This window comes from Arthrobacter sp. B2I5 (genome assembly GCF_030816735.1).
Taxonomy (GTDB): Bacteria; Actinomycetota; Actinomycetes; order Actinomycetales; family Micrococcaceae; genus Arthrobacter.
Genome location: NZ_JAUSYF010000001.1, coordinates 3,154,869 through 3,166,325 on the forward strand (window position 1 = coordinate 3,154,869; position 11,457 = coordinate 3,166,325).

Below are 11,457 nucleotides of genomic sequence, written 5' to 3' on the forward strand. Positions count from 1 at the left end.
GGCACGGCGCCTTCCATACGAAAGGTGCCGTGCCGCCGTCGGGCGTTTAATGCCTGGACTAGCCCGCGTGGGCTGCCGCGCGTTCCGCGGCCTCCACCACGTTGGTCATCAGCAGCGCCACGGTCATGGGGCCCACGCCGCCGGGGTTTGGCGAAATCCAGCCGGCGACGTCGGCGGCGGCGGGATCGATGTCGCCGTAGACGCGGCTCTTGCCCGTCTCCGGATCAGTCTCTCGGGTAACCCCGACATCCAGCAGCGCCGCGCCCGGCTTCACGTCCGAGGCCTTGACGATGTGCTTCACACCGGCCGCGCCCACGATGACGTCCGCCTGCCGCAGCAGCTCCGACAGGTTCTTCGTGCCGGTGTGCGTCAGGGTCACGGTGGCGTTCACGTCCCGCCGCGTGAGCAGCAGGCCGATCGAGCGGCCGATGGTGACGCCGCGCCCCACCACCACGACGTGCTTGCCTGCCAGGCTGTAGCCGTTGCGCTCCAGGAGCTCGATGACCCCGCGGGGCGTGCACGGCAGTGGGGTGTCGATCTTGTTGTTGACGTTCAACACGAGCCGGCCAAGGTTGGTCGGGTGCAGGCCGTCAGCATCCTTCGCGGGATCGATGCGCTCCAGGACGGCGTCCTGGTCCAGGTGCTTGGGCAGCGGCAACTGGACGATGTAGCCGTGGCAGGCAGGGTCCGCATTGAGTTCGTCAATGAGGGCCTCCACCTGCTCCTGGGTGGCATCAGCCGGGAGCTCGCGCTGGATGGAGTTCATCCCGATCTGCTCAGACTGCTTGTGCTTCATGGAAACGTACAGCTGCGAGGCAGGGTCCGCGCCCACCAGTACGGTGGCGATGCCGGGAGTGACACCCCGGGCCTTGAGCGCGGCCACGCGTTCGGTCAGCTCCGCCTTGATGGCGGCGGCGGTGGCCTTGCCGTCAAGGATCTTTGCGGTGGTGGTTTCAGTCATGGGATCACCACTGCTCGTGCTGCGGGTAGAGCGGGAAGTCGGCCGCCAGCTTGTCCACGCGTGCCTGCAGGGCCTCGACGTCGGTGCTGTTGCCGGCTTTGAGGGCGGTGGCGATGATCTCGGCAACCTCGGTGAATTCGGCAGCACCGAAACCACGGGTGGCCAGGGCCGGGGTGCCGATGCGCAGGCCGGAGGTGACCATCGGCGGGCGGGGGTCGAACGGGACGGCGTTGCGGTTCACCGTGATGCCCACCGAGTGCAGCAGGTCTTCTGCCTGCTGGCCGTCCAGCTGCGAGTTCCGCAGGTCCACGAGCACCAGGTGGACGTCCGTGCCGCCGGTGAGGACGGAGACGCCGGCTTCTGATACGTCGGCCTGGTTGAGGCGGTCGGCGATGATCCGGGCACCTTCGAGGACGCGCTCCTGGCGTTCCTTGAATTCCTGGGTGCCGGCGATCTTGAAGGCCACGGCCTTGGCGGCGATGACGTGCATCAGCGGCCCGCCCTGCTGGCCCGGGAAGACGTTGGAGTTCAGCTTCTTGGCCCACTGCTCCTTGGCCAGGATCACACCCGAGCGGGGACCGGCCAGGGTCTTGTGCACGGTGGAGGTGACGACGTCGGAGTGCGGCACCGGGCTCGGGTGCAGTCCGGCGGCCACCAGTCCGGCGAAGTGTGCCATGTCGGTCCAGAGCAGCGCGCCCACTTCATCGGCGATGGAGCGGAAGGCGGCGAAGTCCAGGTGGCGCGGGTAGGCGGACCAGCCGGCGATGATCACCTGCGGCTTCTCGGCAATGGCCTGCTCGCGGAGCTTGTCCATGTCGACGCGGAAGTTGTCTTCCTCGACCTGGTACGCGGCAACCTGGTACAGCTTGCCCGAGAAGTTCAGCTTCATGCCGTGGGTGAGGTGCCCGCCGTGGGCCAGGGACAGGCCCAGGATCTTGTCGCCCGGGGTGATCATGGCGGACAGCGCTGCAGCGTTGGCCTGTGCGCCCGAGTGCGGCTGGACGTTGGCGTACTCGGCGCCGAAAAGGGCCTTGACCCTGTCGATGGCCAACTGCTCGGCAACGTCAACATATTCGCAGCCGCCGTAGTAGCGGCGGCCCGGGTAGCCCTCGGCGTACTTGTTGGTGAGGACCGAGCCCTGGGCTTCCATCACGGCGCGGGGTGCAAAGTTCTCGGAGGCGATCATTTCCAGCGTGCCGCGCTGGCGGCCGAGCTCCTGGTCCAGGACTGCGGCGATTTCGGGGTCAAGCTCAGCCAGCGGCTGGTTGCTGACGGCGGTTGTTGAGGTGGCTGTAGTAGTCACGAAGAACTCCTGGCTAGGGATACGGGCACTGCTTAGGTCAGGCTACCGGCTTACGCAACTTCACACCCCCATGTGACGAGACGTGAAAGAGCGGGCAGGGCTCTGATCTGCTGGCGCAGGTGCAGCCCCAATTCCGGCAAAACATGACCCTCGGCCCAGGCGTACGATCCGTGGTCTTCGTGATTGCCGCTCCCTGGTGGTTAGCCACCCAACGCCAGTTGCGACCATTCCAGCCTACCAAAACCGGCGCCCGCAGCGCGGGTAGGCTATTACGCGTGAATGAAGAGCAGCTGAACCAAGCGTACGTTGTCACCCTGTCCTGCCCGGACCGTCCCGGAATCGTCCACGCGGTGACGGGAGCACTGCTGGTGGCAGGGTGCAACATCATGGATTCGCAGCAGTACGGCAGCCCCTCAACCGGAAACTTCTTCATGCGGGTCGAAGTGACCACGGCAGCTGCCAAGTCCGAACTTCGTGCGGCGCTGGAGCCGGTAGCGGAGGCCTTCTCTATGCAGTGGAACCTTAATACTGTCGGCGACAAGGTCCGCACCTTGGTGATGGCCAGCACCTCGGCCCACTGCCTCAACGACTTGCTGTTCCAGCAGCGCTCCGGCACCCTTCCGATCGACATCCCCGCCATCGTGTCCAACCACCAGGACCTGGCCGGGCTGGCCGAGTTCTACGGCATCCCGTTCCACTACATCCCGGTGACCAGGGACACCAAGGTCCAGGCGGAGGACAAGCTGCGGGCCATCATCGCCGAGCACGACATCGAGCTGACCGTCCTGGCCCGCTACATGCAGATCCTCTCCGACGAACTCTGCACCGAGCTGACCGGAAAGGCCATCAACATCCACCACTCGTTCCTGCCGTCCTTCAAGGGCGCCAAGCCGTACCACCAGGCCCACGCCCGTGGCGTCAAGCTGATCGGTGCCACGGCACACTACGTGACGGCCGCCCTGGATGAGGGCCCCATCATCGAGCAGGAAGTCATCCGGGTGGATCACGCCCGCACCCCTGAGCAGTTCGTGCAGATGGGCCGCGACGTCGAGGGCCGCACCCTGGTCCAGGCCGTGCAGTGGCACGCCGAGCACCGGGTGCTCCTGGACGGCAACCGGACGGTGGTCTTCAACTAGGTAGCAGCAGATGTCGTTTTGGGGCCTCAAAACGACATCTGCTGCTACTCAGTTGGGTGCAGGGGTGGCTTAGGGTGAACCCATGGCTCCTCTGTACCCTTTCGCCGGAAACTCCCCGGCTGTCCACGACTCAGCTTTCGTCGCCCCGTCCGCGTCGATCATCGGCAACGCCACCCTGGGCCCGGACTCCAGCGCCTTCTACGGCGTCTCCGTCCGCGCCGACACCGCGGCCATCACCGTGGGTGCCGGCAGCAACCTGCAGGACAACGTGGTGCTGCACGCCGACCCGGGCTTCCCCTGCACGGTGGGCGAACGGGTCAGCGTGGGGCACGCCGCCGTCGTGCACGGCTGCACCGTGCAGGACGACTGCCTGATCGGCATGGGCGCCACGGTCCTGAACGGCGCGGTGATCGGCGCCGGCTCGCTGGTGGCGGCCGGCGCCGTCGTGCTCGAAGGAACGGTGGTTCCGCCCCGGTCACTCGTGGCGGGCGTGCCCGCCAAGGTGCGCCGCGAACTCACGGATGAAGAGTTCGACGGCGTCCGCGCCAACGCCACGCGCTACGTGGAGCTCGCGGCGAAACACCGCGACCTGCACAGTTAGTCCAGGCTGACGGGGCCGAACTCGTCCAGCAGGTCACCCGGGCCGGGGTTGCTCGGCGCGGCTGACCCGCCCAGGTGCTTCACGACGCCCCATACTGCGTTCAGCCCCGTGGTGACCGCACCTTCCGCCCAGCCTGCGGTGAAGGAGACGTCGTCGCCGGCCAGGAAGATGCCGCGCTGGGAGTCCGGCAGATTGTTCTGCTTGAAGTGCGTGAACAGCCGCTGCTGGTAGCGGTAGTGTCCGGGCAGGTTGGCCTTGAAGGCGCCCATGAAGTTGGGGTCCGCCTCCCAGGACACGGTGATGGGCTGCCCCACGATGTGGCCCGCGATGTCCACACCGGGGTAGATCTGCTCCAGCGAGTGCAGCATCAGTTCCACGCGCTCGTCGGCGTCCAGCGCCAGCCACTTCAGCGCGTCGTCGTTCCAGGTGTAGGAGAGAAGGATGACGGCGGGCTGGTCGGGGCCATTGTCCAGCAGGTAGGTGGCCCGGTTCAGCCTGTCAGTCAGCGTCATGGACAGGACCTCGTTGCCGGTGTCCGGGTCGATGTCCTTCCAGAACGGCCGGTCCACCATGACGAACGTCTTGGAGGACTGCATGTAGTGCGACTTCTCCATGGCGGTCCACAGCTCCGCCGGGAACAACGCCTCCTCGGTGTGGATCCGGGTGGACAGCAGCCAGGACTGGCAGGTGGCCACCACGGCCGGGTAGCTGGCCTCACGGCCCCAGCGTTCGCGGATCCGCAGGCTCCCGTCCGGGTCGCGACTGATCCTTCCCACGGCTCCGCGGGGCGAGCCAGAGTGCAGCGAGGAAAGGGACGTGCCGGCGGGCCAGTGCACCATGTCCGACGGCGCGTGCTGCCAGAGTGCCTCGGGCAGCCGCTGCGCTCCGCCCCGGATGAAGCGGTGCTGGTCATCCGCGTCGGTGTAGACCACGCGGAGGATTTCCAGGATGGAGTTGGGGAAGTCGGTGTCCCAGCCGCCGGTTCCGAACCCCACCTGGCCAAAGGCCTCCCGGTGGGCGAACCCTGCTTTCTTAAAGGAGTCGCTGGCGGCGATGAAGGCGTAAAAGGTCTGCTCGTCCATGAGCGGGAGCAGTTCGTTCCAGAGGTCCTTGATGCGGGCCATGTCCCGGGTACGGATGGCCTCCTGCATTTCCACGAATTTGGCACCGTCATTGACCGCGGCCTTCCAGGCGTCGGCCACCTCCCGGAAGAACTGCGGCAGGTCGCCCGGCTTCTCCGCGTAGTGCTTCCTGCCGGCCAGTTCGATCACCGTGCTGGACGTGGCCTCGGCGAGCGGGTTGGGGAAGTCCTGAGTCTCCAGGCCAAGCAGGTCAACGTAGTGGTAGAAGGCCTTGCCCGACACCGGGAAACGCATGCCGCCCAGATCCACCACCACGCCGGGAGCTGCCGGGAAGGCGGCGGTGCGCAGCCGGCCGCCGATCTGGTCCGCTTCATAGACCACGGGCCGCAGCCCGAGCTTCATCAGTTCATAGGCTGTCACCAGGCCGGAGACGCCGGCGCCGATAACGGCCACTTCCGTACCGTACAGCTCCGGCGGGACAGAACCCAGGCCGTCCGGATGGGCCAGGTAGTGGTCGTAGCTGAACGGAAAGTCGGGGTTCAGCATGGTGATCGGGGCCGGGTGCCGGTCGATGACCCGTCCGGCGGCATCGGTGGGAGCCGCGGAAGTGCTGGAGGGGTCGAAGGCCGGCAGTTCGGTAGCGGTGGTCATGATAGTTCTGCTTTCACAGGTTCCTGGCGCGGGGCCTTTGCGGTCAATTCACGGTAGTCGGACTCGCTGAGCGCCGCTACCTTCGAGTTCCGGCGTCCATAGCCGAAGTAGATGGCGATTCCCACGAGCATCCAGGCGCCAAAGACAACCCACGTATCGGCGCCAAGGTTCGCCATCAGGTAGGCGCACATCAGGGTGCCCAGCACGGGAGTCATGGGGTACAGCGGCACCCGGAAGCTGCGCTTCAGGTCCGGGCGGTTGCGCCGAAGGTAGATGACCGCGACATTGACCAGCGCAAAGGCAAACAGGGTTCCGATGCTGGTGGCATCGGCGAGTGCGCCGAGCGGGACCAGCCCCGCGGTCAGTGCGACGGCGGTGCCAACGATCAGGGTTCCGGCGGCCGGGGTGCCGGTCCGGGCAGAGACGCGTCCGAAGACCTTGGGCACCAGGCCGTCCCGGGACATCGAGAGCAGGATGCGGGTCTGGCCGTACAGGACTGTGAGCACGATGCTGGCGATGGCAAGGACGGCGCCGACGGAGAAGACCAGGGCGATCCAGGGCTGGTGGGTTGTCTCTTCCAGGATCTGGACCAGGGCGGCTTCGGTTCCGTCGAACCAGCCCCAGGGCCTTGCGCCGATGGCGGCGACGGCCACGAGGACGTAGATGCTGGTGACAATCACCATGGACAGCAGGATGGCGCGCGGAAGATCGCGCTTGGGGTTTTTGGCCTCCTCACCGGCAGTGGATGCTGCGTCGAAGCCGATGTAGGAGAAGAACACCCGCGAGGCTGCTGCGGAAACACCTGCGGCGCCCATGGGCAGGAGCGGTTCAAAGTTGCCGGCGTTGAAGGCGGTAAAGGCAACAGCGCAGAAGAACAGCAGGATGCCGACCTTGATGACGACGATGGCGGTGTTAATCCAGGCGCTTTCACGGGCACCGCGGACCAGCAGGACCGTGGCCAGCACCACGATGGCCACCGCTGGAAGGTTCACCAGTCCCCCGTCCCCTGGAGGCTGCGACATGGCATCAGGGAGCACCTGGCCGAAGACCGCCAGCGTCTCGTTGACATACTGGCCGGCGCCCACGGCAACCGCGGCGACCGAGACGGCGTACTCCAGGACCAGGCACCACCCGCAGATCCATGCCATGCCCTCGCCCATCGTCGCGTAGGAGTAGGAGTAGCTCGAGCCCGCGACGGGGACCAGGCCGGCCATTTCGGCGTACGACACCGCGGAGAGCAGCGCGGCCAGGCCGGCTATGACGAATGAGATCCAGATGGCCGGGCCGGCCAGCGGAACCGATTCGCCAAGGATCACCAGGATGCCGGTTCCCAGGGTGGCACCGACGCTGATCATGGTCAGGTGGAGGACGCCGAAACTGCGCACCAGCGCGGTCCCGCCCTCGCTGCTTCCGGCCTCGCTGACCATCTGGCCGATCGGTTTGCGGCGCAGCAGCTGGGCCCGGAGGCCGGGCCGCCCGACGCTGGGCGCAATGGTTTTTTCGGTGGTCACAGGCACAGTCACCGTTGACGTCCCTTCAGAGTAGTTGTCGGTTTCCCCTCCCCAAGGTTGGCATGTGAGCCAACTCTCAGCGCGGTGCAAAATGACTTATAGTGATCCACCATGAGACTTAATGCACAGGGCCGCCATGAGGCCGGAGCGGTCAAAAGACGCGGCTGGCGGGACGTATCCAACCATGCCCGCTGAGGCTGCCACGTCCGGACGGCTGAGCTTCGTCACCCTACAGCAGTTCCTTGACCAGCTGCCGCCGGTGTTGAAAATGCTTCACGACGGCGGCAGCGGCGGCCGCCTGCTGAGGTGGGTTGAGCCCAGCGAGCTCGAGGACCCCACGCCCTACCTTCCGGAGGGCGAATTCCTGCTCACCGCCGGCCTTCCCTTCCTTGGCGACGGCGGATCAGCCGCGAGCGTTGACGCCTATGTCCGGCGGCTGGTCGACGCCAAGGTTGCTGCCCTGGGCTTCGGGATCAGGCCATACTTCGACGCCGTCCCGGACGTGGTCCTTGAAGCATGCCGGCGGCACAACCTCACCTTGTTCGAGGTACCGGAGTCGCTTCCCTTCGCGGCGATCGGGCTGCAGTTTTCACAACTCCTGGAGACCGACAACGCCAGGGTCTTCCGGCAGCTGGCAGAGACCAACAGGCAACTCATGCGCGCCGTGCTCTCCCCCAAACCGGAACATGAACTGCTGGCCGCGCTGGTCCAGCGGGTGCCCGTTTGGGCAGTGATGGTGGGAGCAGACGGCCGGGTGCGGGCGCGCGGCACCAGTGCCGGCGGCAGCACCGCCGTCGAACTTTCCCTGCTGGAACCCATGCTGGAACGGCTGTTGTCCGGCCGCGGCCCCCGCGTGGAAATGGACGGTTTTGACCAGCCCGGCTCCGCGCTGGTGGTGGGACACCCCCTGCGAAGCACCAGGGATGCCAACCTCGGCGCCCTGATCCTGGGTTCCGACGTTCCGCTGACCCCGGCACAGAACAACATGGTCCAGTCCGCCGTCGGGTTGCTGGAGCTGCTGGTCCGGCAGCGGACCAGCGGCTCCCTGGCTCCCAGCCAGCTGGCCACCGCCGTCCTGCTGCATCCGGAAAGCCTCAGCAGCGGGGACAGCAAGCATCTCAACGGACTCAAGGACCTGCTGGCCCAAAGCCTGTCCTCCACCCGGTCCGCGCCTGTCCGGGTCCTCCAGGGCGTCAACGTGGAGGCACCGGAGTGGCCGGCGGGAGACAGCCCCGTCAGGGAACTGCTGCAGTGGCGGCGGATGTTCGATACGAAGCTGGTGGAGATCACGGACTACGGGTTCGCCGCAATGACCCCGGCTCAAGGTGGACGATGCGCTGCTTGCCGACGTCGAGAAGCTCGGGTGGCGCCTGGTCATTGGAGAACCCACCGAGCTGGCCGGCCTTCCCGCCGCATACCAGCGGGCCACATCCCTGCGGACCCGGGTCCAGAGAAGCGGGCAAAGCATCCGGGCCGGCGAGGTCTCCTGGTCGGTCACCGGCCTGCTTGGCCATGAGGCCGGGACCCTGCTGGCCGAACGGCTCCTGCAGCCGGTCCTGGCGCTTGAACCGGACCGGCGAGATCCGCTGCTGGCCGTCCTCCGCGGCTGGCTGGGCGAAAACGGCAGCTGGGACGGTTCTGCCAAGCTGCTGGGGCTGCACCGCAACAGCGTGCGGCGGCAGATCGGGGTCCTGGCCGAACTGCTCCAGCTGGACCTGAACCAGGCGCAGGTCCGGGCGGAGCTATGGATCGCGCTGCAGTACACGGAAGGGCTGACCGGCGGGACGGGCTAACCGGGCGGGGCGGCGGTAGCGGTTAGGGGGTACTTTCCCGCGCGCTGGCCTGTTTCCGGTGCCAGGCCAGCCTCCCATTCCCGGTACAGGTCCGGCCGGCGCTCCCGCAGGTACGGCACGTCGTTTCTGGCTGCCCGGACGGCGTCCGGTCCCACCTCTGCGAAAAGCAGTGCCGGAGCGTCGCCTGCTTCGGCGAGGAGTCCGCCGTCGGGCCCTGCCACTACGCTGCCCCCGCCGAAGGTGTAGGCGTCCTCGGAGCCACAGTGGTTGGCATATGCCACGTTCAGCTGGCTTTCCAAAGCCCGGGCACGGATGAGTACCTGGGGTACGGCCTCGTAACCGGCCGACAGTGCGGTGGGGACCAGGAGCAGTTCCGCGCCGCGGCCGGCGGCCGCCCGAGCAGCCTCGGGAAACTCGATGTCGTAGCAGATCAGCAGTGAGGTGCGGACACCATTGAAATCCACGACGGCGGGAGGTTCCGCGGCTGCCACGAACGCCTTGCGTTCCTCATCGCCGAAGAGGTGCACCTTGTTGTATCTGAGGAGTTCGGTCCCGGCGGCATCCACCAGGGTCGCTGAAATGTGCCACCCGCGCGTACTGGCGCCCCACACGTCACCACCGCTGCCACCGGCCGCTTCGGCGGGCAGGCTGTAGACCAGTGCGATGCCGTTCCGGCGGGCAATGCCGGCCAGCCGTTCGCGGATGGCCGGAATGCCTGCCGCGTCCAACTCGTTCCGCACCCGGAGCGGGGCGTAGCCGACGGGGAACAGTTCCGGTGTCAGGAGCAGGCGGGCGCCCGCATCCGCGGCCCTTTTGGCTGCGTCCTCAATGGTCCGAAGATTGGCCTCGACGTCCAGGACCACAGCGTTCGCCTGCAGGACGGACAGCAGCATCGTTACCACCTTCTTTATCCCTGTCCACAAAAAAATGGAAGGGCCGGACTGATCTCATGTTCCAGCCTAGCCAGCCGCATGGAAAGGACGGCGGGTCGTTTGGACCCGGCCGGGGCCGGCGCGGGACGGAATGCACGGAAACGCCGGAGCGGTTATTTGGCCGTGGGTTCGCCGCACACCCGGGCTGCCTTGCGTTAACTTCTTGACTACAAGAGCAGCGATAGGGCAATCTTCTTAGCATGTCCGCAACCACGCGCTCAACGAGGAGCAAGCCCAAGAACCCCGGTTCGCAATCCGCCCTGCGGCAGCTGAACCAGCAGCGGATCATTGAGGCACTCATGGGCGGCCCGTCCACGCAGGCGGAGCTCGCCCGGCAGACAGGACTCTCCACGGCGACCGTCTCGAACATCGTCAAAATCATGCTGGACTCCGGCCTGGCGTCCACCGAACCCATTACCAGCTCCGGCCGCCGGGCACTGAACGTGCGTCTGAACAGCAACGGTGCGGTAGCAGTGGGAATCGACTTCGGGCGGCGGCACCTGCGGGTGGTGCTGGCCTCGCTCAGCTACCACGTCATCGCCGAAGAATCGGTCCTCCTCCCCTTGGGGCACCAGGCGGAGGAAGGCATCCAGGCGGCGGTGGACCTGCTGGAGAAACTGCTCCGGGAAAGCGGGGTGGAACGCACCTCGGTGGTGGGCGCCGGCGTCGGCATTCCCGGCCCCATCGACCGGCGGACCGGGACGGTGGCCCAGGGCGCAATCCTTCCCGAATGGGTGGGAATCAACATCCTTCAGCATCTTGAGGAAACCTTGAGAATCCCCGTCTTTGTTGACAACGACGCCAATTTGGGGGCCTGGTCCGAAGTGACGTGGGGGCAGCATTCGGGGGTCAGCAACTTGCTGTTCCTGAAGATCGGGTCCGGCATCGGCGCCGGCTTGATCCTCAACGGTTCGCCCTACTACGGCAACGTGGGGATCACCGGCGAAATCGGCCATGCCACCATCCACGAGCAGGGCCTGGTGTGCCGCTGCGGCAACCGCGGATGCCTTGAAACCATAGCGTCCACCACCACCATGATTGAACTCCTCAGCCGGGGCGATGACCCTCCCCTGACACCTGCGGACATTGTCCGTAAGGCCCTGAACAGGGACTCCGCCACCCTCCGCGTGGTGGACGATGCGGGGTTGGCGGTAGGGCGCGCGCTGGGCAATGTGGCCAACCTGATCAACCCCGAGGTGATCGTGGTGGGCGGACCGCTGGCAGGCCTTGGAGACATCCTGCTGGACCCCATCCGGAGGGGGCTCATCCGTCATGCGGTGCCCGTCATCGGCGAAACCACAACCCTCACCATGTCCTCCCTGGGAGACCGCGCAGAGGCCCTCGGGGCAGCCGCCCTGGTGTTCCAGCACGCCGGGATTAGAAAGTCCTAGACCACATCGTTACCCAGCAATTGCGTTAAAGACTTGACGACAATAGCTGTGATCCAGTTTACTTTTGGTTCAGACGGCCCTGCGCTTTGCCGGCCG

The 11,457-nt window shown here is 66.4% G+C and carries 8 protein-coding genes and 1 pseudogene; 4 read left to right on the forward strand and 5 right to left on the reverse strand.

Going from position 1 to position 11,457, the window contains the following annotated elements:
* Positions 1 to 58 precede the first annotated feature (58 nt).
* Entirely contained in the window at positions 59 to 961 is a 903-nt protein-coding gene (locus QFZ60_RS14705; RefSeq protein ID WP_307091350.1) for a bifunctional methylenetetrahydrofolate dehydrogenase/methenyltetrahydrofolate cyclohydrolase, read from the reverse strand.
* 4 nt (positions 962 to 965) lie between these two features.
* Entirely contained in the window at positions 966 to 2,264 is a 1,299-nt protein-coding gene (gene glyA / locus QFZ60_RS14710; RefSeq protein WP_307091352.1) for a serine hydroxymethyltransferase, read from the reverse strand.
* A gap of 275 nt (positions 2,265 to 2,539) precedes the next feature.
* Between glyA and purU the strand changes: the two genes are divergently transcribed.
* Complete coding sequence (purU, locus tag QFZ60_RS14715) at positions 2,540 to 3,400, forward strand: formyltetrahydrofolate deformylase (RefSeq protein ID WP_307091353.1); 861 nt, start codon at positions 2,540 to 2,542, stop codon at positions 3,398 to 3,400.
* Positions 3,401 to 3,482: 82 nt separating this feature from the next.
* Positions 3,483 to 4,001 (forward strand): gamma carbonic anhydrase family protein, encoded by a 519-nt coding sequence (locus tag QFZ60_RS14720; protein WP_307091355.1) that lies wholly within the window; start codon positions 3,483 to 3,485, stop codon positions 3,999 to 4,001.
* Here the strand turns inward: QFZ60_RS14720 and QFZ60_RS14725 are convergent.
* Positions 3,998 to 5,734 carry an NAD(P)/FAD-dependent oxidoreductase gene (locus tag QFZ60_RS14725; RefSeq protein WP_307091357.1) on the reverse strand — a complete coding sequence of 579 codons (1,737 nt, stop codon included), beginning with the start codon at positions 5,732 to 5,734 and terminating at the stop codon, positions 3,998 to 4,000. The two genes, QFZ60_RS14720 and QFZ60_RS14725, sit on opposite strands and share 4 nt — an antisense overlap.
* Positions 5,731 to 7,161 (reverse strand): amino acid permease, encoded by a 1,431-nt coding sequence (locus QFZ60_RS14730; RefSeq protein ID WP_307093331.1) that lies wholly within the window; start codon positions 7,159 to 7,161, stop codon positions 5,731 to 5,733. The genes QFZ60_RS14725 and QFZ60_RS14730 overlap by 4 nt, the downstream gene beginning before the upstream one ends.
* Before the next feature lie 268 nt (positions 7,162 to 7,429).
* Here QFZ60_RS14730 and QFZ60_RS14735 point away from each other — a divergent pair.
* A pseudogene (locus tag QFZ60_RS14735) lies at positions 7,430 to 9,038 on the forward strand (PucR family transcriptional regulator ligand-binding domain-containing protein).
* Here QFZ60_RS14735 and QFZ60_RS14740 read toward each other — a convergent pair.
* On the reverse strand, positions 9,035 to 9,931 hold the full coding sequence (locus QFZ60_RS14740) for a nitrilase-related carbon-nitrogen hydrolase (protein ID WP_307091358.1): 897 nt from the start codon (positions 9,929 to 9,931) through the stop codon (positions 9,035 to 9,037). The pseudogene QFZ60_RS14735 and the gene QFZ60_RS14740 overlap by 4 nt on opposite strands.
* Before the next feature lie 239 nt (positions 9,932 to 10,170).
* Between QFZ60_RS14740 and QFZ60_RS14745 the strand changes: the two genes are divergently transcribed.
* Positions 10,171 to 11,361, forward strand: coding sequence for an ROK family transcriptional regulator (locus QFZ60_RS14745; protein ID WP_142120560.1), 1,191 nt, complete (start codon positions 10,171 to 10,173; stop codon positions 11,359 to 11,361).
* The last annotated feature ends 96 nt before the right edge of the window (positions 11,362 to 11,457 follow it).